The 19,594-nt window shown below is 57.2% G+C and carries 22 protein-coding genes; 19 read left to right on the top strand and 3 right to left on the bottom strand.

Annotation, left to right across the window (positions count from 1 at the left end; all coding sequences use genetic code 11):
* The first annotated feature begins 114 nt into the window (after positions 1-114).
* From aguB to B7L09_RS15865, 4 genes are all read left to right on the top strand, one after another.
* Entirely contained in the window at positions 115-993 is an 879-nt protein-coding gene (gene aguB / locus B7L09_RS15880; protein ID WP_054047721.1) for an N-carbamoylputrescine amidase, read from the top strand.
* A gap of 4 nt (positions 994-997) precedes the next feature.
* Positions 998-2,104 (top strand): agmatine deiminase, encoded by a 1,107-nt coding sequence (aguA, locus tag B7L09_RS15875; protein ID WP_094469624.1) that lies wholly within the window; start codon positions 998-1,000, stop codon positions 2,102-2,104.
* A gap of 245 nt (positions 2,105-2,349) precedes the next feature.
* A complete protein-coding gene (locus B7L09_RS15870) occupies positions 2,350-2,562 on the top strand; it encodes a hypothetical protein (protein ID WP_094469623.1) in 213 nt (70 codons plus the stop codon).
* A 147-nt stretch (positions 2,563-2,709) separates the two neighbouring features.
* Positions 2,710-2,868, top strand: coding sequence for a hypothetical protein (locus tag B7L09_RS15865; RefSeq protein WP_217902010.1), 159 nt, complete (start codon positions 2,710-2,712; stop codon positions 2,866-2,868).
* A 148-nt stretch (positions 2,869-3,016) separates the two neighbouring features.
* Here B7L09_RS15865 and B7L09_RS15860 read toward each other — a convergent pair whose 3' ends face one another.
* Positions 3,017-5,110 (bottom strand): TonB-dependent receptor, encoded by a 2,094-nt coding sequence (locus B7L09_RS15860; protein ID WP_094469621.1) that lies wholly within the window; start codon positions 5,108-5,110, stop codon positions 3,017-3,019.
* Positions 5,111-5,364: 254 nt separating this feature from the next.
* Between B7L09_RS15860 and B7L09_RS15855 the strand changes: the two genes are divergently transcribed.
* The 6 genes from B7L09_RS15855 to B7L09_RS15830 all read left to right on the top strand — a co-directional run bounded on the left by B7L09_RS15855 (position 5,365) and on the right by B7L09_RS15830 (position 9,951).
* Complete coding sequence (locus B7L09_RS15855) at positions 5,365-5,955, top strand: DsbA family protein (protein WP_094469620.1); 591 nt, start codon at positions 5,365-5,367, stop codon at positions 5,953-5,955.
* 257 nt (positions 5,956-6,212) lie between these two features.
* On the top strand, positions 6,213-7,499 hold the full coding sequence (locus B7L09_RS15850; RefSeq protein WP_094469619.1) for an OprD family porin: 1,287 nt from the start codon (positions 6,213-6,215) through the stop codon (positions 7,497-7,499).
* A 233-nt stretch (positions 7,500-7,732) separates the two neighbouring features.
* Positions 7,733-8,482 carry a 2OG-Fe dioxygenase family protein gene (locus tag B7L09_RS15845; RefSeq protein ID WP_094469618.1) on the top strand — a complete coding sequence of 250 codons (750 nt, stop codon included), beginning with the start codon at positions 7,733-7,735 and terminating at the stop codon, positions 8,480-8,482.
* 46 nt (positions 8,483-8,528) lie between these two features.
* Entirely contained in the window at positions 8,529-8,942 is a 414-nt protein-coding gene (locus B7L09_RS15840; protein WP_169857613.1) for a GNAT family N-acetyltransferase, read from the top strand.
* On the top strand, positions 8,939-9,655 hold the full coding sequence (locus tag B7L09_RS15835) for an AzlC family ABC transporter permease (protein WP_094469617.1): 717 nt from the start codon (positions 8,939-8,941) through the stop codon (positions 9,653-9,655). The genes B7L09_RS15840 and B7L09_RS15835 overlap by 4 nt, the downstream gene beginning before the upstream one ends.
* Positions 9,634-9,951 (top strand): AzlD domain-containing protein, encoded by a 318-nt coding sequence (locus B7L09_RS15830; protein ID WP_094469616.1) that lies wholly within the window; start codon positions 9,634-9,636, stop codon positions 9,949-9,951. Before B7L09_RS15835 ends, B7L09_RS15830 begins: the two co-directional genes overlap by 22 nt.
* Here B7L09_RS15830 and B7L09_RS15825 read toward each other — a convergent pair.
* Positions 9,868-10,794, bottom strand: a complete 927-nt coding sequence (locus B7L09_RS15825) for a LysR family transcriptional regulator (protein ID WP_094469615.1) — start codon at positions 10,792-10,794, stop codon at positions 9,868-9,870. The two genes, B7L09_RS15830 and B7L09_RS15825, sit on opposite strands and share 84 nt — an antisense overlap.
* 474 nt (positions 10,795-11,268) lie before the next feature.
* Here B7L09_RS15825 and B7L09_RS15820 point away from each other — a divergent pair, with 474 nt between their 5' ends.
* From B7L09_RS15820 to B7L09_RS15805, 4 genes are read left to right on the top strand one after another with little or no spacing between them, the layout of a single operon-like run.
* Positions 11,269-12,282: a 2-keto-3-deoxygluconate permease gene (locus tag B7L09_RS15820; protein WP_077747522.1), complete on the top strand. Its 1,014-nt coding sequence runs from the start codon at positions 11,269-11,271 to the stop codon at positions 12,280-12,282.
* The gene (locus B7L09_RS15815; protein WP_094469614.1) at positions 12,279-13,559 is read left to right on the top strand and encodes a four-carbon acid sugar kinase family protein; all 1,281 of its coding nucleotides are present in this window, start codon (positions 12,279-12,281) and stop codon (positions 13,557-13,559) included. Before B7L09_RS15820 ends, B7L09_RS15815 begins: the two co-directional genes overlap by 4 nt.
* A 5-nt stretch (positions 13,560-13,564) precedes the next feature.
* Positions 13,565-14,566, top strand: a complete 1,002-nt coding sequence (pdxA, locus tag B7L09_RS15810) for a 4-hydroxythreonine-4-phosphate dehydrogenase PdxA (RefSeq protein ID WP_094469613.1) — start codon at positions 13,565-13,567, stop codon at positions 14,564-14,566.
* Positions 14,567-14,621: 55 nt separating this feature from the next.
* On the top strand, positions 14,622-15,395 hold the full coding sequence (locus B7L09_RS15805) for a DeoR/GlpR family DNA-binding transcription regulator (RefSeq protein WP_094469612.1): 774 nt from the start codon (positions 14,622-14,624) through the stop codon (positions 15,393-15,395).
* 160 nt (positions 15,396-15,555) lie between these two features.
* Here the strand turns inward: B7L09_RS15805 and B7L09_RS15800 are convergent, their stop codons facing one another.
* Complete coding sequence (locus tag B7L09_RS15800; RefSeq protein WP_094469611.1) at positions 15,556-15,849, bottom strand: DUF3077 domain-containing protein; 294 nt, start codon at positions 15,847-15,849, stop codon at positions 15,556-15,558.
* A 541-nt stretch (positions 15,850-16,390) separates the two neighbouring features.
* On the opposite strand from B7L09_RS15800, the gene B7L09_RS15795 reads away from it, so the two are divergent.
* The 5 genes from B7L09_RS15795 to B7L09_RS15780 all read left to right on the top strand — a co-directional run bounded on the left by B7L09_RS15795 (position 16,391) and on the right by B7L09_RS15780 (position 19,589).
* Positions 16,391-17,326 carry a GAF domain-containing protein gene (locus B7L09_RS15795; RefSeq protein ID WP_094469610.1) on the top strand — a complete coding sequence of 312 codons (936 nt, stop codon included), beginning with the start codon at positions 16,391-16,393 and terminating at the stop codon, positions 17,324-17,326.
* Complete coding sequence (locus tag B7L09_RS31570) at positions 17,323-17,550, top strand: hypothetical protein (RefSeq protein ID WP_102593444.1); 228 nt, start codon at positions 17,323-17,325, stop codon at positions 17,548-17,550. Before B7L09_RS15795 ends, B7L09_RS31570 begins: the two co-directional genes overlap by 4 nt.
* A gap of 410 nt (positions 17,551-17,960) precedes the next feature.
* A complete protein-coding gene (locus B7L09_RS15790) occupies positions 17,961-18,182 on the top strand; it encodes a tautomerase family protein (RefSeq protein WP_094469609.1) in 222 nt (73 codons plus the stop codon).
* Positions 18,179-18,835 carry a DsbA family oxidoreductase gene (locus B7L09_RS15785; protein ID WP_094469608.1) on the top strand — a complete coding sequence of 219 codons (657 nt, stop codon included), beginning with the start codon at positions 18,179-18,181 and terminating at the stop codon, positions 18,833-18,835. The genes B7L09_RS15790 and B7L09_RS15785 overlap by 4 nt, the downstream gene beginning before the upstream one ends.
* Before the next feature lie 43 nt (positions 18,836-18,878).
* On the top strand, positions 18,879-19,589 hold the full coding sequence (locus B7L09_RS15780) for an SDR family NAD(P)-dependent oxidoreductase (RefSeq protein WP_094469607.1): 711 nt from the start codon (positions 18,879-18,881) through the stop codon (positions 19,587-19,589).
* The last annotated feature ends 5 nt before the right edge of the window (positions 19,590-19,594 follow it).

The raw sequence follows: 19,594 nt of genomic DNA, 5'->3' as shown, positions 1-19,594 counted from the left end.
TATCGGCTATAAAGTCGTCACTGCCAACGTTAAGCACTTGCCCGGAGATGATTCANTATTTATCGGCTATAAAGTCGTCACTGCCAACGTTAAGCACTTGCCCGGAGATGATTCATGAGTCGTATCGTTACCGTCGCCGCCACCCAGATGGCCTGTTCCTGGGACCTTGAAGCCAACATCGAGACCGCTGAGAAACTGGTCCGTGAGGCTGCGGCCAAAGGCGCGCAGATCATCCTGATCCAGGAACTGTTCGAGGCGCCGTACTTCTGCCAGAAGCCGAACCCGGATTACCTGCAACTGGCCACGACGGTTGAAGATAACGTCGCCATCAAGCACTTCCAGAAAGTCGCCAAGGAACTGCAAGTGGTGCTGCCGATCAGCTTCTACGAACTGGCCGGCCGCGCCCGTTTCAACAGCATCGCGATCATCGATGCCGATGGCAGCAACCTCGGGATTTATCGTAAAAGCCACATCCCGGATGGCCCGGGTTACCACGAAAAGTATTACTTCAACCCGGGCGATACCGGCTTCAAAGTCTGGAACACCCGTTACGCGAAAATCGGTGTGGGCATCTGCTGGGATCAGTGGTTCCCGGAGTGCGCCCGCAGCATGGCGTTGCTGGGCGCGGAAATCCTGTTCTATCCGACCGCCATCGGCAGCGAGCCGCACGACAAGACCATTTCTTCCCGCGACCACTGGCAGCGCGTGCAACAAGGCCATGCCGGCGCCAACCTGATGCCGCTGATCGCCAGCAACCGCATCGGCAATGAAGAACAGGACGGCTACGACATCACGTTCTACGGCTCGTCGTTCATCGCCAACCAGTTTGGCGAGAAGGTCCAGGAGCTCGACAAGACCGAGGAAGGCGTGCTGGTTCACAGCTTCGATCTCGATGAACTCGAGCACATTCGCAGCGCATGGGGCTCGTTCCGCGATCGTCGCCCGAACCTATACAATGCGCTCAAAACCCTCGACGGTTCCCTGGAGTCCTGATCGCATGACCACTTTAAACAGCACCCCGCGCGCCGACGGCTTCTACATGCCCGCCGAGTGGGCGCCACAAACCCAAGCCTGGATGATTTGGCCGCAGCGTCCGGACAACTGGCGCCTGGGTGGCAAGCCCGCGCAGGCCGCTCACGTGGCCGTGGCCAAAGCCATCGCCCGTTTCGAACCGGTGACCGTGGCGGTCTCCGCCGGCCAATACGAAAACGCCCGGGCCCGCCTCGATGCGCCAAATGTTCGTGTGGTCGAGATGTCCAGCGACGACGCCTGGGTTCGCGACACCGGCCCGACGTTCGTCATCAATAACAGTGGCGAAGTCCGTGGCGTGAACTGGGACTTCAACTCGTGGGGCGGTTTCGATGGCGGGTTGTACTCGCCGTGGAATCGCGATGCGCAGGTGGGCGGCAAGATCCTCGAGATCGAGCGCGCGCCGCGTTACCGCACCGAAGGTTTCGTGCTGGAAGGTGGTTCGATCCATGTCGACGGTGAAGGCACGCTGATCACCACCGAAGAATGCCTGCTGAACCGCAATCGCAACCCACACCTGGATCGTGCGGCGATCGAAGCGGTGCTCAGCGACAACCTGGCTGTGGATAAGATCATCTGGTTGCCGGACGGCCTGTTCAACGACGAAACCGACGGCCATGTGGATAACTTCTGCTGCTACGTGCGCCCGGGCGAAGTGCTGCTGGCCTGGACCGATGACCCGCAAGACCCGAACTACGCGCGCTGCCACGCAGCGATGGACGTGCTGCAAAGCAGCACCGACGCCCAGGGCCGCGCGTTCACNGTGCATAAAATGCCGATNCCGGGGCCGNTGTATGCCACCGAGGAAGAGTGCGCGGGCGTGGATCCGGTGGACGGGACTCAGGANCGAAATCCGACCGTGCGGTTGGCAGGTTCCTACGTGAACTTCCTGATCGTCAACGGCGGCATCATCGCGCCGAGCTTCGACGACCCGCTGGACAGCCAGGCCAAGGACATTCTGCAAAACCTGTTCCCGCAGCACGAAGTGGTGATGGTGCCGGGCCGCGAACTGTTACTGGGCGGCGGAAATATTCATTGCCTTACTCAACAACAGCCTGCGCCGCACAAAGAGTGAGTGGGGTTGTAACAGCCTGAACCGGTCAAAAAACCACCAAGGCAAAGGTTTGGCCCCGCCGTTCATCAAGAAGCCCGCAGCCCGAAAGGACCGCGGGCTTCTTTGTATCCGCTTGTCGACACTTGAGAAATATTGGCACAGCTCTTGTATCTGTCATGGGGTGAAACAGGGAGGGGGAGGACTTCGATGTTCTGTCATAAACCTTGGATAAGTTAGCCGCTCACAAACCGGGAGAGAGCGCCGAAATGAACGCCGAAGTGAACGTAGTGAGCGAGCGGGCATTGCATCCCCTGGCAGTCAATAGCGAATCGCTCCAGGTCCTTGCGCACTGGTTGAAGTCCAATGGAACGCGTCAGATCAGAGAACCTGATCCGCGCCGGATGATGATCGAGCGTTACCCCGCTGGTTTGTTCAGCGAGGCGGAATTGGAAGCGTTGTGGGATGTGATGGAAGGATAAGAAGAAAAAACAAAGGATTGATAAAAGCGCTGCCGGGAAGGCGGCGCTTTTTTATGGGCGATGGATTTTTGAAATACAGCGCTTTGGTCACCCCCAGCCACTGTTGGAGCGAGCTTGCTCGCGATGGCGTTGGATCATTCAGCATCGATGTTTACTGAACTACCGCTCCGGCAGAAGGATTGGGACTTGCGCGCGGCGCTGAACAACATCAGCGACAAGACCTATTACTCGTCGGCCACCAGCGCCGCGCAGATTCAACCCGGCGAACCGCGCAGCCTGGTGGTGACGGGGACCTACAGCTTCTAAACACTGTTTAACCGGTGAGGACCACAACCTGTGGGAGCGAGCCTGCGCGCGATGGCGGCGGCACAGTCAACGCTTGCATTGACTGACCGTCCGCCATCGCGAGCAGGCTCGCTCCCACAGGGGATTGTTATTGGCTTGAAAACAGTGTTTAGAAGCTGTAGGTCCCCGTCACCACCAGGCTGCGCGGTTCGCCGGGTTGAATCTGCGCGGCGCTGGTGGCCGACGAGTAATAGGTCTTGTCGCTGATGTTGTTCAGCGCCGCGCGCAAGTCCCAATCCTTCTGCCGGAACCCGGCCAGTGCATCCCAACGGCCATAACCCGGCAGCACGACGGTGTTGAGGTTATCGGCGTAACGGTCGCCTACCAGGGTCAGACCGGTTTCTGCGTACCAGCCCATTTCCGGTTTCCAAGTGATAAACAGGCTGGCATTGCGCTTGGCCACATCGCTGATGCGCTTGCCTTCAAAGCCGTTGTTGTCTTTCTCGACCTTGGCGTCCTGCAAGCCGACGCCACCGCGCACGTACCAGTTGCCGGCGATTTTGCCGGCGGCGGTCAGCTCGATCCCGCGGGAACGTTGCAGGCCCGAGAGCAACGTGATGGTCGGGTTGAGCGGATCGCTGGTGCGGCGGTTGTAGAGTTCCAGTTCGTANAGGGCCAGAGTGGTGCTCAGGCGGTCGTCGAGCCAGTCGCTTTTTACGCCGATTTCCTTTTGCTTGGTCAGCTCGGGGCTCAGGTCGTTGACGCTGCCTGCGGCATTCGGGGTGATGCCGATCAAGCCGCCACCCACTGGCGAGAACGTCTTGGTCCAGGACGCATAGAAGGAATGGTTCTGCAGCGGCGTCCAGACCAGGCCGACACGCGGGCTGGTGCTATGGCTGTCACGGTCTTCGGAAATGTTGCGCAGCTTGTTGGTCGATTCGATGTCGAACGTGTCGTAGCGCAGACCGGCCAGCAGTTGCCATTGATCGTTNAGGCGCAGTTGATCCTGCACGTAGAGCGCGCGACTTTCGACTTCGGTGTGGTTGTCGCTGGACACCTGCATGCGCCCGGTATGACGCAGATCGCGATTCGGGTTGTACAGGTCCAGCGCGGGCACCGGTGAGCTGCCCCGCCCGGAAGTGGCCGCGTTGTACAAGGTCGGATCACGGCGCTGGCTGCCGGTCTCNANGCCGGTGAGCAGGCGATGTTCCAGGCCGAAGGTGTCGAAACCGCCTTCCAGCTCAAGGTTATTGAAAACGTTGCGGGTGGTCAGGTCCTGCTGCCAGCGCTGGCGCGTGACTTTGTTGGTCTTGGCGTCATAGCCGGTCTGGTAGGTGTTGTCGAAATCGCTGTCGAGCTTGAACACGCCGAGGGTATGGCGCAGCTGCCAGTTGTCGCTGAGTTCATAGCTGAGTTTGGAACGCAGGGATTGCGACTTGTCGTCGATGAAATCGTGCTCGCTGCCGTAGGTCGTATCGCGTCCTACGTCTGCCGGGCGCCCGTTGACCCCAGGAATACCGCGATCCGGCGTGCGGTTGTAACGGCTATATTCGTATTGCACCAACCAATTCAAGTCAGGCGTCAGTTGCCAGCTCATGGACGGCGCAAACAGCTGGCGGTTGCCACTCACGCCGTCGCGGAAGCTGTTGTTGTCCTGGTTGCCCATGTTCAGGCGCAGGCTGATGTCGTCGCTAGGGTCGGTGCTGAGGTCGGCGTACAGGCTGCGCAAATCATGGCTGCCGCCTTGAGCTTCGATGGTCGAACGGCGGCCGAACTCGGGCAGTTTGCTGACCCGGTTGACGATCCCGCCCTGGCTGCCACGGCCGTATAGAACGGCTGCCGGGCCTTTGAGCACTTCGATGCGCTCGATGTTATGCAGGTCGCGCACGTACTGGCTGTCGTCGCGTATGCCGTCCAGGTAGAAGTCATTGCTCGCGTCGAAACCGCGGATACGCAGGCTGTCGAACCGTGTGTCGGCACCGCTGCTGACGTTGGGGATGCCGCTCAACGCAGTGCCCAGATCATTGGTGCCGTAATCCGAGACGTTCGAGGTTTTAATCGAGTCGATGGCTTGGGGCACGTAGCGGACTGGTGTCGCGGTGCGGGTGGCGGTGCTGGTTTCCTTCACTCGCGGGTCATCGGCTTCTGCTTCGGCACTGATCGAGGTTTCGGGTAAAACGGTGGTCGCGGCGCAGGTGAAACCGGCAGACAGAAAAGCAGAAAGCCCAAGGGTGACGGGCGTAAGGCGGAAGGGGGCAGGCATCTGAAGCGCATCCGAAAGGGTGGAAGAATTCGAGGGCGCGAATGGTAATGCTTGTTATTTACTTTCGTTAATTATTCTTGAAAAGTTCCTTTGTTTGATTGTTTCGAATTGTGTCGAGATTCCTACAAAGCCTCGGCGAGGCCATTCGCCCGATTCATGAAACAGACTGAAAGCCATTCCAGCGTTTTTCCGCAACGGTCCGAGGATTAGTCTGCCGGCACTGAATTCCCCTGATTGGTTGCCGGAGTCTCGCCATGATCCTTCACTACATTTACGACCCTTTATGCGGCTGGTGCTACGGCGCCAAACCGCTAGTGCAAGCCGCCCAAGGCGTTTTACCGGTGATCGCCCACGGTGGCGGCATGATGAGCGGCGCCAACCGCCAAGCCGTTTCGCCACAATTGCGCAACTACGTCATGCCCCACGACCGCCGCATCGCCGAATACACCGGCCAGCCATTTGGCGAAGCGTATTTCGAAGGTCTGTTGCGCGATGAGACCGCTGTGTTCGATTCCACACCGCCAATTGCTGCGGTGCTGGCCGCCGAACACATCGCCGGCCGAGGGCTTGAGTTGCTGGGGCGGTTGCAAATCGCGCATTACGTGGAAGGTCTGCGCATCGCCGATGAAGCGGTGTTGTTGGCGCTTGCCGAAGACATCGATCTTGAACCTCAAGCCTTCCAGATGGCATTCAAAGCAGTCGGAACCGATCACCATATAAAAGACAGCCGCGCATTCTTGGCCAAGGTCGGCGGCCAGGGTTTTCCGACCTTCGTCCTTGAACAGGATGGACAATTTACCCTGGTCGATATGAACAATTCGTCGACAGCCATACGGTGCAACTAGCGATCGCTGGCAAGTGATTGCTTAGATTATTTTCGCCTTTTCATAGACGATTCATGAAATTGACACATCATTGAAGGCGCGGATAGCATTCGCCCAACGCCTGTGGCTAACCGCCATGACTCATAAAATAATAAAAAGGCCCGCCACGATATTCTCGTGGGCGGGCCTTTTTGTTTTGGGGTGAAAAAAGAGTGCGATAGCGCCGTTTCAGCCGTTCGACACAGCGCGTATCAACCGGTAATAAGGAAAAGAACAAAATGTTGAATAAGCGAATCAGCCTGATCGCTCTGGGGATGTTGAGCGCTACACAGGCCATGGCTAACGACCAGGCCGAATCCAAGGGATTTGTTGAAGACAGCAGCCTCAAAGTGCTGCTGCGCAACGCCTACATCAATCGTGACTACAAAGACGGCAACCCGGACAAAGCCGAGTGGGGCCAAGCGGCCATCGGTACCTTCTCGTCCGGCTTCACCCAAGGCACCGTCGGTGTGGGTGTGGATGCTTTCGGTATGTACGCCCTGCGTCTGGATGGCGGCAAGGGTCGCACCGGCGCACAAGGCATCGACTTCTTTAAAAAGGGCGACAGCGGCAACGCGGCTGACGACCTGTCCAAGGGCGGTGCAGCGGTCAAATTCCGTCTCTCCAGCACCACGCTGACCTACGGCGACCAGATGCCGGCCCTGCCGGTGCTGAGCTACGACAACGTGCGCCTGCTGCCAGAAAGCTATACCGGCACCTTGATCACCTCCAAGGAGATCAAAGGCCTGGAGCTGAACGCCGGTCGCTTCACCGCCGAGTCGCGCAAAAGCGCTGAAGGCCGTGACAGTGGTGGCCTGAAGTCGATCAACGTGTTGGGCGGTAGCTACCAGTTCACCGAACAATTCAAGGCTGCGCTGTACGCATCCGATGTCGAAGACGTGTTGAAGAAGCAATACGTGAACGCCAACTACGTGTTCCCGATCGACAAGGATCAGTCCCTGACCCTGGACTTCAACGGCTATCGCACCAAGCTGGATGATTCCTACGTCCGCGAAAGCGGTGCTACCGGCGACGACAACAAAATCTGGAGCCTGGCGGCGACCTTCGCCACCGGCCCGCACTCGTTCACCCTCGCTCACCAGCGCAGCACTGGCGACAGCAACCTGGGCTACGCCTACGGCGGTTACCAGAAGGGTCAAGGTCGTGTCGGCGACGGCGGCAACACCATCTACCTGGCGAACTCCTACTGGTCCGACTTCAACGCCGAAGACGAGCGCAGCTGGCAGTTGGGCTACGGCCTGGACTTCAGCGCCTTCGGTATTCCGGGGCTGAGCTACAACTTCGCCTACGTGCGCGGTGACAACATCACCACGTCTACCAGCGAAGGCGGCACCGAGCGTGAAATCTTCAACCAGTTCAAGTACGTCGTGCAAAGCGGCCCGGCGAAAGACCTGAGCGTGAAACTGCGCAGCTCGATCCTGCGTGTCTCGCAGAAATCCAGCGAATACAACGTGAGCGGCAACGAAGTACGTGTGTTCGTGGATTATCCGATCAACATCTTCTGATGATCGATTGAGTGTTCGACACTCGATAAAAAACCCCGACTGGTTCGGGGTTTTTTTTTCGCCTGAGAACCTTCGAAAAACGCATAAAACGGCCATTTTCGATCATGAAAAGTCGAATTGAAGCATCGTCATGCCCCGTTTCAAGCAGCGCTTGATATGCCTCAAATTCTTTCTCATGGACGTAAATCCTGTGCTCTCTAGATTAGGCAGCTAAATGCACGGAGATTTTTAAAATGATCGTTTTGAACAAAGAAGTGGGCGAATTTCTACGGCGTGACAAATATGCCAACGTTCGGGGTGCTGACTTCAATCTTTTCGGTCATTTCAACGATTTCGTCAGATTGACCAGAAGTTGGGAAAACATGGAGCCGGACAGTTACTACGGTCAGGCCGAGGCGGGTATGCGCTATCGTCGCTACAGCGATTTCGAGTACAACCCGGTCACGCGCGACCTGAAGCAACTGGAACACCGCGCGTATGTTCAGTCCAAGGCGAACAACAGTTACGTTGGCGGGATGGTTCGGCACTTCCAGGACTTCTCCGATGAAATCATCAGTTCGCCAGTGATGCGCAGCCTGATCGACACCGATTTCGAAGTGTACAAAAACGTGTTGCCACCTGAGTTGCACGACGAAATCTGGCAATGCCAGATTCATCAGATCCGCATCGAGATCAAGCCTGGCAAACAACTGGAAATCACCCCGGAAGGGATTCACTGCGACGGTTATCCGTTCAGCGGCGTGCACTTCTGGGGACGCAATAACGTTGAAGGGGCAGAGAGTCGTTTATACGACACTGAAAACCAGGAACACCTGGCCTCGACGACGTATCAGGAAATCCTCGACACCACCTACTTTCTCGATCGCGACATGCGTCACTACGTGACACCGGCACGCAATACCCATTCTCACGACATGGCGTACCGGCAAATTCTGGCGATCTCTTTCTCGCGGCCCGGGACCGCTTTCGACATTGTTCGCTGAACAGTACAACACCGTGACCAGCCTCGCCGAGTGCCCTGCACCGGTGATGCTGCGGCGCACCACGGCCAAGGATGCACAGCGCCTGGAACGCTTCTTTCGGCAGTTCGAAGAAGTGTCTTTCTGTGAGTGGCAGGATGCCAAATGCCTGCGCAGTGTGCTGGTGCAGAAGACCACCACCGCGTTTATCGCACTGGACGTCAGCGGCGAAATTGTCGGCGCGGTGTTGGGCGGAATGCTCGGCAGTCGCGGCACGATCAACCACCTCGCCGTGAGCCCGGATTACCGCAGCCAAGGCGTCGGTCAACGCCTGGTTGAAGCGGCGTCCTCAGACATGAAGCGCGTGGGCGTGCTGCGGATGTTCCTGTTTGTCGACGATGCTAACCTTGCCGGCCAGCGCTTCTGGAGTGCCCAGGGTTTTTGCGAACCGCGCGGTGAAAGAACATTTGAGAGGGACCTATGAATGAGACGTCCAGCCGCCAGCCGCTGATGGTCGAGCCCCACGCTTCGCGCACCTTCGCCGAAGCCAGCCCGGTGGTTGCGGGTTACTTCACGGTGTCGTTTGTGTTCGGTTTGATGGCGGTGAATGCCGGGTTGCCCGTATGGCTGCCGGTCGCCATGTGCCTGTTCGTTTACGCTGGCGCTTCGCAGTTCGCCGCCCTGGCGCTGATTTCCAGCGGTGCTTCGCTCACCACGATCATCCTCACCACGTTTCTGATCAACGCGCGGCACATGCTGATGTCGGTCTACATGGCCAAGGCGTTGCAAGCAATGGGCCTCAGTCGAATGGAGCGCTGGTGTTACGCGGGTGGGTTGACCGATGAGTCGTTCGCTTTTCACAGCGTCAAACTGGGCAAGGGTTCGCCGGTCAACGTGCGTTACTTGATCGGTTTCAATCTGTATTGCCACACCTCATGGGTGCTCGGCGGTTTGCTGGGGGCAATTTGCGCACAGTACGCAGCGCACTTGATCCAGTATCAACTCGATTACGCGCTGACCGCGATGATGCTCTACGTGCTGGTGTCGCTGTGCAACACACGTAACAAACTCATCGCCGCACTGGCCGCCGTCGCCTGTATGGGCGCGCTGAGCCTGGTCGGCAGCTCGCCCTTCAATGTATTTATCGCCACATTTGTGGGCTGCGGGGTGGGCGTATGCCTGACCAAACGTTCCTGATTTTGGTGGTCGCGCTGATGATGGCCGTGACCTTCCTGCCGCGTGCGTTGCCGCTGCAAGTGAACACTGACCACTGGCCGCCCTTCGTCGCCCGTGCGCTGGAATACCTGCCGGTGGCGATCGTCGCTGCAATCAGCCTTACGCCGTTGTTGATCAAGGATCAGCACGTGCAGCTCGATCGCCCGGAATTCTATGCCGCGATTCCGACGTTGTTATGTGCGTATTTCAGCAAAAACCTCTTTCTCTCCGTTGCGGTGGGAACGGCTGCGTACATTGCGCTCGGCTCGTTCATGTAGCGGGAGGTCGACCACATCGTGCAAGGCCTGCCCCGACAACTCCGGATTATTGATCGCCAGCCGCACTTCGAGGGCATCCTCGAAACCGGGAAAAATCGTCAGGCCATTCCGCTGGGCCGCATCCCGCGAGACCATGCCGAGGCCATCCATTTGCGTGATCAACGACAACGTCAGAGTTTCGCTGCAGGAATAGACCATCCGCTTGCCCGACTCGTAATTGCCCAGACCGGCGTCGAGAAAGCGCAAGAAGCTGTGGGAATACGGACAATCGTCTGCCGGGCGCACCTGAAACTTGTTGCCGAGCAGCACCAGCGGATCATGTTCCTGACCGCAATGCGCACCGACCACCTGCACCTGGACCTCGGGCAGGATGATGCTGGGCAATCCCGGCTTCTGCGGACCAATCAGCACCGCCAGGTCGAAGTCTTCGTTCTTCAGCTTGCTGAGATTTTCCATCGACTCGGCGTAGCTAAATTCCAGCTGATAGTCGGGAAACACCTCAATCAGGCGTCCGATCATCCGCCGATTGAAGTCAGCCGACAGCGTCGTGTTCAGCGCCACCTTGAGCGTGCGCTGCCCAGGCACCTTCAGCGCGGCGACTTTTTCTTCCAGTTGCCGCGTGGCAACCAACACCTTGTCCATGTAAGGCGTGAGTTCCGTGCCCTGCGTGGTCAGGGTCAACCCCTTGTTGGAGCGACGAAACAACCGAAAACCGAACAGTTCTTCGACCTTGTTCAACTGCGCGGCCAACGCCTGCACGGTTAAACAGGAATGCTCTGCCGCCGCCGACAAAGAGCCGGTCTGCACAATGCGCATCAGGTTGCGTAGGGTTCTGCTATCCATTGGGTAATGCCCTCTAAAGTGGGCTGGCTATTGTTGAGTACCTGGCCGCCGGTTGGGCGATACGTGCTGGCTATAATCCTGCACATGAACACGCTTGTCCCGAGTTTAGTAGCGAAATGATGCTGCGTCCGATGGCTGGAGGCTTACATAGAGTCGAGGTTTTTTGGGAAAGCTGGGTGATCAGGGTCAAAAAAATGCTCAGGCCGGGAGGTTTGGGCATTTTTTTTGGGGTTGTGAATGCTCGACCTTGCCGCTTTTCTGTATCTGAGGGCGGCTACTGCGGTGGCTGGCAAAGGTATTTGTGAAAAAACAGGTTTCCTCCATAAATGATCAAAACGATCATTTGAATGATTAGTTTGCGCAATTAAGAACGAAAGCCTAAGATTATTTTGACTGACTCAATCACTAAATGATCGAATCAGTCAGTTTCGAGGTGAAGTACGTCTTACCAAACAATTATAAAAGGAGACCCTCGTGGCCCAAATTCCTATCAAGCGCACCATTGAACGCATCCCTGGCGGCATGATGATTGTCCCGCTGCTGATTGGCTCACTGGTGGCTACATTCCTTCCTGACACACCGAAGTTTTTCGGCTCTTTCACCAATGCGCTGTTCACCGGGGCGTTACCCATCCTCGCGGTGTTCTACGTCTGCATGGGCGCGAGCATCAATATCAAGGCCACGCCTTATCTGCTGAAGAAGGGCGGCACGCTGCTCATCACGAAAGTCGGCATCGCCGTGCTTATCGGCATTGTGCTCGGGCATTTTCTCGGCGAGCAGCCGATCTCGTCTGGCCTCTTCGCCGGCATTTCAACGCTGGCGGTCGTCGCAGCGATGAACGACACCAATGGCGGCTTGTACATGGCGCTGATGGGGCAATACGGTCGCTCCGAAGACGTCGGCGCCTATTCGGTCATGTCTCTGGAGTCCGGGCCTTTCTTGACGATGGTCACCTTGGGCATCGCCGGATTGTCGGCTTTCCCTTGGCCGACGCTGGTGGGCAGCATCCTGCCACTGGCCCTCGGCATGCTGTTGGGCAACCTAGACCGTGACATGCGCGATTTCCTGGCCAAAGCCGTTCCGGTGATGATCCCGTTTTTTGCCCTTGCACTCGGTGCCAGCCTGGACTTGCATAACGTCTGGCAGGCCGGTTTGCTGGGTCTCGGCATGGGCGTTGCGGTGGTTGTGCTGACCGGCATTCCGCTGTTCTTCGCCGATCGTTTGACCGGTGGCACAGGCGTCGCGGGTGTTGCCGCAGCCACCACCGCCGGGAATGCCGCCGCCGTCCCTGCATTGATTGCGGCAGCCAACCCGGTGTACGCCGAAGCGGCCAAGAGCGCGACCATACTGGTAGCCGCCTGCGTCGTGGTCACCGCTATTCTTGCGCCGTTACTCACCGCCGCCGTCGCCAAACGCGTGCAGCAGCGCAATCCTGTCGTCATCCCTGAACCCGGGATCGAACCTCAAAAGCAGGAGGCGTTGCGATGAGGATTCTGATCATCGCTGACGATCTGTCCGGCGCGGCGGATTGCGCCATCGGCTTCGCGAGTGTGGGGATGCAAACGGTCGTCACGCTCGACCCTTTGAATGACAAGGCTGACGCACAAGTGATTGCCGCCGATACGGACACTCGGCGCCTCTCACCAGCGCGGGCTGCCGAGCGCACGGTCGCGGCGTTCAAGGCGCTGCACGAACCTGGACAGCGGTTGTACAAAAAAATCGATTCGACGCTGCGCGGCAACTGGGCGGCTGAGGTTGCCGCCCTGCAACCGTTGGCCGGCCTGGCCATCGTCGCCCCGGCGTTCCCGGCTACCGGGCGCACGTTGCGCGGCGGTCGTGTGTTCGTTAACGGCCAGCCGCTGGAAACCACCGACACCTGGAAACTGGAAAACGCCGACCGTCCGGCCGATGTCGAAGCGATGCTGATTGCCGCAGGCCTGAGCACTGCGAAGCTCGACCTCGACACCTTGCGCGGCAACGAAAAAGCGCTCGAACGGCACATTGCTGAAATTGCCGGCAATGGCACGCAGGCGCTGATCGTCGATGCGCAGACCGAAGACGACCTGCTGACCCTTGCTCGCTTGACCGCGTCGATGGATCAGCCGCTGTTCTGGATCGGTTCGGGTGGCCTGGCGCGAGAAATCGCCAGTCTTTCCGACTTCTCTGAAGCACGTTTCACAGCCATCGAGCCTGATGCCCTCCAAAAAAGTCAGGCGCCGATTCTGATACTCGTCGGCAGCCTCTCCGGCGTCTGCGAACGGCAGTGTGCTTTGCTCAAGGAGCGCGGCGGCGTCAGCGAATTGGTCGTCCCGCCTGAAGTCCTTCGCCAGGGCACGACGCATGCCGACTGGGCACTCTGGCAAGCGCGCATTGGCGAGCAGCTGGACGGCTGGAGTGACCTGCTGCTGCGCATCGGCCGCGATGAAGCGTTCGATCCCCAAGAGGGCGCGCAACTCTCGGCCATGCTCGCCGTGCTGGTCGAACCGCACTTCGCCAAGGTCGGCGGCCTGATCGCCACGGGCGGCGAGACGGCGCGGGCCATATTGACCACCGTCGGCATCGACAGCCTGCAACTGCTGACCGAAATCGAAGCCGGCGTCGCCTTCGCCCGCCCGACCGTTTCCCGCCAGGGCCATCGTCCCGGCATCGTTACCAAGGCCGGCGCGTTCGGTACCGACAACGCCTTATATGCGGCATGGCAACACCTGAGCGACAGCGCCGATCGCTCCCCGCCCCAACGCACACGAATCCAAGGACTCGAATGAACACTATGAGCAATTACCTCCCCATCATCGGCATCACCATGGGCGACGCCACGGGTGTCGGCCCGGAAATCATCGTCAAGAGCCTGACTCACGACATCGTCTACCAACAATGCCGGCCGCTGGTGATCGGCGATGCCCGCCGCCTTGAACAAGCCAACGTCATCGTCGGCGGCAGCGCCAAAGTGCGCCGCATCGAAGACGCCTCCCAAGCCTTGTACGAGGCCGGTACCATTGACTGCATCGACCTCGACCTGATCCCCGACGACCTGCCGTTCGGCGAGTTGTCGCCCATCGCCGGTGACGCTGCTTATCAATACATCGCCCGCGCCGTGCAACTCGCCGAGGCCAGCCAGATCGACGCGATCTGCACCGCACCGCTCAACAAGGAAGCGCTGCACGCCGGCGGCCACAAATACCCCGGCCACACAGAAATGCTCGCGCACCTGACCAACGTCGACGAAGTGTCGATGATGCTGGTGGCACCGCAGTTGCGGGTGATTCACGTCACGACCCACATCGGCATCATCGACGCGATCCGCAAGATCGAACCGGGCCTGGTCCAGCGCACCATCGAGCGCGGCAACGCGACACTGATCAAGGCCGGCATCGCCAGACCGCGAATCGGCGTGTGCGGGATCAATCCCCATGCCGGTGAAAACGGCTTGTTCGGTTATGGCGAAGAGGAAGAAAAAATCATCCCTGCGGTGAAACTGCTGCAGGAACGCGGCCTCGACGTCACCGGCCCGCTGCCCGCCGACACGCTGTTCTTCCGCGCCGGACGCGGCGACTTCGACCTGGTGGTGGCGATGTATCACGACCAAGGCCACGGCCCGGTCAAAGTGCTGGGACTTGAAGCAGGCGTGAACGTGACCGTCGGCCTCGATGTAATCCGCACCTCGGTCGACCACGGCACGGCTTTCGACATCGCCGGCAAGGGCATCGCCGATGAACGCAGCCTGCTCGAAGCGCTGCGCCAGGGTGCGGAGCTCGCCACGCGACGGGGATGAGCCGCGCGGGCGCTGTCGTGTAAGATCGACCACCGTCCACACAACGAGACCCGCCATGAAAGCCTCCGAACGCCACCGCGCCATCCTCGATCTCGTACGCATTGGCGATGCCAACGTCGAGCAATTGAGCGCGGCGCTCGGTGTCTCGGAAGCCACGGTGCGACGCGACCTGACCATGCTCGCCAAACAGCGGCATCTGGTGCGGACCTATGGCGGCGCCACTTCGGTTGTCGGCGTTCATGAGCCGGAAGCTTCCCTTGAAGAACGCAAAACATCCCAGTGGGAGCAGAAAGACGCCATCGCCCAGGCTGCGGCGGCTCATGTTCAGGATGGCGATACTGTCCTGCTCGATGGTGGCACCACGTGTGCTGCGTTGGCCCATCATTTGTGTTCGCGGCAAGACGTGCATGTAGTGACCAACAACTTGCTCGCCGTCATGACTCTGGCCAATGCGCCGGGCGTGCGGTTGACGTTGATCGGCGGTGATCTGCGCGGTTCGAGCATGAGCACGTTGGGGCCGTTGGCGGAACTGACGTTGAGTCGGTTGAGTGTGGACAAGGCTTTTCTGGGTGCGGATGGTGTGGTTGCGGAGTTTGGGTTGTGTGAGGCGAGCGCGCAGCAGGCGTACCTCAAGGAATGCATTATCAAGCGGGCGGCTCAGATTGTTGTGCTCGCGGACACTGACAAGCTGGGACGCGCCCGACAGCAGCACTGGACGCCGATTGAGCGGGAGTGGCGGTTGATTACCGGGGCTTCGGCGGATGAGGCGGCGCTTGCGCCGTTTTATGCGCTGAAGCAGATCACTGTGGAGACAGTAGACGTCGCTTGATTGCTCACCTCTGTGGCGAGGGAGCTTGCTCCCGCTGGGCTGCGCAGTCCGCGGCGACACGTTCCAAAGACGTGTCGCAAAAAGTGAAAAATTGCGACACGTTAATCAGTGCGACTCAAAACGCCCCGATAGACTCGGGGCGTTTTTATGCGTGCCATTTTTATGGTGCGACGTTACTGGCTCGGTTGTTACATGGCGCGTCCAACACCTTCACCACATCATCAATGATCGCCTTGCTCATATCCTGTAAGTAATGCGATGCCCAGGCGTGCCGGTCGGTGTCGCGAACCATGGCCGCGTCTGACGCGAGCAGTTTGGCGACGTGGAGCAGATCGGAGGCGTGGGAGAGGGCTGCAATGACCGGGACACCGGCGTTGATGCGGAAGAGCGGTTCGTTGGCGTGGTAGGAGAAAGGGGTGAGGCCGATGGTTTTGAGGTCTTGGGGGTTGGTCATTGGGCACCTCCGGTTTTTGGGCGGTGGTGGGTGATGACAGGCGTAGCAAAGAGGGAAGTTTTGAACGGATCAATAGCGTGCATTTGCAATACTCCAAAATCAAAGTAGAGCTGCCGCGTTCGTTCTCAGGCGAATGGGTGGCAGCTGTGCGCAGGCTGAGAAACCGGTATGCACGACCCGGCAGACCCGAAGGTCTCCCACGCACAGCCGCCATTGCACGGAAATGCAGGCACAAAAAAACGCCGGCAATCGTGATTTAGGGCGCTGGTGCGCGCGCATATTACCCGGGTTCTCAGGCCCGGTCGCTGAATTGGCAGCGACGGGTTGAAGGTAGCTTGAGGGGGGCGGATGCGCAATCGTGGCTAGGTGGTGGCGTAGGGTGAGAGCTTCAGTGATTTACTGGTCCTGAGGCTTGGGAATGCGTGAATGACCCACGTCTAACCTGACGCCGGCTTCATTCTCTTCGACGCCAGGCTTTTGAGGGCAATCAAAAGTCAGCTATATTTATGGCTTGGATCGAGCCTTGAAAAAATGCGGGTGTATGTTGAAAAAAATAACAAAAAACAATTCAAAAAACAGATCGATTGAAGGTAGGGTTTTTTATTTTTCTGTAATGTTTTCCAATTTTTGGATGACGCTAATTTCTCCCGTTATCATTGGTGCGTTTATTAGTAAATATTTTGCGACTGGGGAATTATCTAAGTTTACGTTGGGTGAAACGGTACTTTTTTCATTAAGCGCTTTTCTGCATCTAGTGTTTACCAGTGTTTTATTGTCGTCGAGCACTCGTAAATCCGTGACTCAAGAAGTAGAGAAGCTTATTAAGCAGAATAAGATTTTCAGAAAGATAGTGATTCCGAAAGCTTCCCAAATGTATCAAAACCTAAAGTTCCAACAAACTGTGTCGTATATTTCCACGTTGGAGTTGGAGAATTTAATCGATGAAATCAATGATTCTAATAATACTGACTGCACAAGCGCTCGGGTATCTGCTGATTTAGGAAAGATACTTTCGCCTCTAGTCAAATATAGAGCGGAGCTTTTTGGTTATAGCTCGACGGCTTTATATAACTTTGCATTATACCTTTATAATGAGAGCACAGCTCAGCTTGAGCTTAAATGGAGAAGCCATGATGACAGGCTCGTTACCACGGGGAGGAGCTGGAAACCGGGATTCGGCCATGTAGGATTAACATACATTTTGGATGAGATAAAAATTTGCCATGATATTACTAGGAGTACGGAGCTTTCGGTAAGCTCAAGTACTATCGGTGATGAGCATAAATATAAGTCATTTCTTTCTATGCCAATAAAAGACTCTGCAAAACTCAGCTCTGGCAGCAAACCGTTGGGTGTGCTAGTATTCACTAGTAATGAATCTAATCAATTTTCCTTGGAGAGAGATAAGATGTTAGGCCTGACAATAGCTAAACTCTTATCGATTTATCTGGATAAACGATTTGGAGCAAGACCATGAGAATATTTAATTTTCTTTCAAAGAAAAACAGCGAAATTGATAAAAATAGAGTTGCTGGTGGAAATGATATATATCATTCGTCGATATCTATGTTTTTTGAAGACGAGCTTTTAAAGGGCTCCGAAGAGAAAAATTCGTTTGTAGCGAGCTGGGTTGATTCTGAAATAAAAAATAGCGAAGATTATTTTAATAATGAGCTGAGGTCATCAGCTTCAAAAGAGTAGAGTCTTGTATTTGTTAATGACTAAGTAAGAGTTTTTTGAGTTTATATACTTACTTCGGTCCAATGTAGCATCACTATAATGAACTTAGGTGTCGAGGGCTCTAATTAGAGGCCGTCCTGAGTGGAATTATGAAATTACGATTTGTTGACGAGAGCCCGACCTGTTCGGGCTTCGAATTGTCATGAACGGTGCTCCATTTTTTGGCGATATCTAAATGTTGCTGTAAATGTAAGTTGGCCGATCAATCATTTTTGATGCAAACAGTTTTAGTGGCTCCCAGCGAGGAAATCATTACACCAGGTAACTAATGATGTTCCCGCCCCCACCTTTATCCCCTCCAGCGAACTCCATACATTGAGCTCCAACGCCGACCCATTCATTCCGAAGGGAAGGTCACTTGGAGAGTCCTCATGCCTTTCGTAAGCGTACGCATCACCCGCGATGGCGTTACCTCTGAGCAGAAAGCTCAGGTGATCGCCGAAATCACTGAAACCCTGGAGCGCGTCCTGAAGAAGGATCCGCACCTGACCCACATCGTGATCGAGGAAGTCGACACCGATAACTGGGGCTACGCGGGCATCACCACCACTAAGTACCGCAAGGAACTGGCAGAGGCGGAGGGCAAGTCATGACCGCGTCCGTCTCCATCGATTTCATCTCCGACGTGGTGTGCCCGTGGTGTGCATTGGGTGCGACGGCGCTGGAGCAGGCGATCGAGAACGTGGCCGGTGAGATCTCGGTGGAGCTGACCTACAAGCCCTTCGAATTGAACCCGGACATGCCGGCAGTCGGCGAAAAAGCGGTCGAGCATTTGATGCGCAAATATGGACGGACCGCCGAGGACGTCGCCGCTGGCAAAGCGATGCAGATCGAACGTGGCGCAGCCCTTGGCTTCAAGTTCGATCTGGAGAAGCGCACCCACTTCTACAACACGTTTGATGCGCATCGACTGCTGTTGTGGGCGTTGCAGGAAGGGCGGCAGGTCGCTCTCAAGAAAATCCTGTTGCGCGCTTACTTCACCGACGGCCAGAACCCGAGCGATCGCGAGACGCTGGTTCGCCTGGCGGCTGAAGCGGGACTGGATGCAGCGGCGGCTCAAGAGGTGTTGGCGTCCGGCGCGTTTGCCAAAGAAGTGCGTGAGCTTGAAGCGTTTTACCGCCAGCACGGCATCAACTCGGTTCCGGCCATGGTGCTGAACGGTCGTCACCTGGTATCCGGTTCGCAGTCGGTCGAGTACTACGAACAGATGTTGAGACAAATGGCCAAGGCCCCCGCCGAAGCCTGATTACTTACTTTTTCAAACCATCATTTATTAGTAGAGGTTCATCATGAGCAATTCGAAGAAAGTCATCGTTATCACTGGCGCATCCCAAGGCCTCGGCGCCGGCATGGTCAAAGCTTTCCGTGATCTGGACTACAAAGTGGTCGCCACTTCGCGTTCGATCAAACCGTCCACCGACCCGGACATCCTCACCGTGGCCGGCGACATCGGCGACCCGGCAGTCGCGCAGCAAGTGATCCGTGAAGCCATCGCCCGTTTTGGCCGCATCGACACCCTGGTCAACAACGCAGGGATCTTCGTCGCCAAGCCGTTCACTGCTTACACCCCTGAAGACTACGCTGCAGTGCTGTCGGTCAACCTGAATGGCTTCTTCTACATCACCCAACTCGCGATCACCGAGATGGAAAAACAAGGCAAAGGCCACGTCGTCAACATCACCACCAGCCTGACAGACCACGCAATTGACGGTGTGCCGTCGGTATTGGCCTCGCTGACTAAGGGTGGTTTGAACTCTGCGACCAAGTCCCTGGCGATTGAATACGCCAAGCGCGGGATTCGGGTGAACGCGGTTTCCCCTGGCATCATCAAGACCCCGATGCACGGCGAAGAAACCCATGCAGCGCTGGGCAGTCTGCACCCGGTCGGCCACATGGGCGAAATCAGCGACATCGCTCAGGCAGTTGTGTATCTGGACAACGCCAACTTCGTCACCGGCGAAATCCTGCACGTCGATGGCGGTCAGAGCGCTGGTCACTAAGACCT

Origin of the sequence: Pseudomonas mandelii (genome assembly GCF_002251635.1) — a bacterium.
GTDB lineage: Bacteria > Pseudomonadota > Gammaproteobacteria > Pseudomonadales > Pseudomonadaceae > Aquipseudomonas > Aquipseudomonas mandelii_B.
This window is presented reverse-complemented; position numbering and strand designations above follow the sequence as displayed.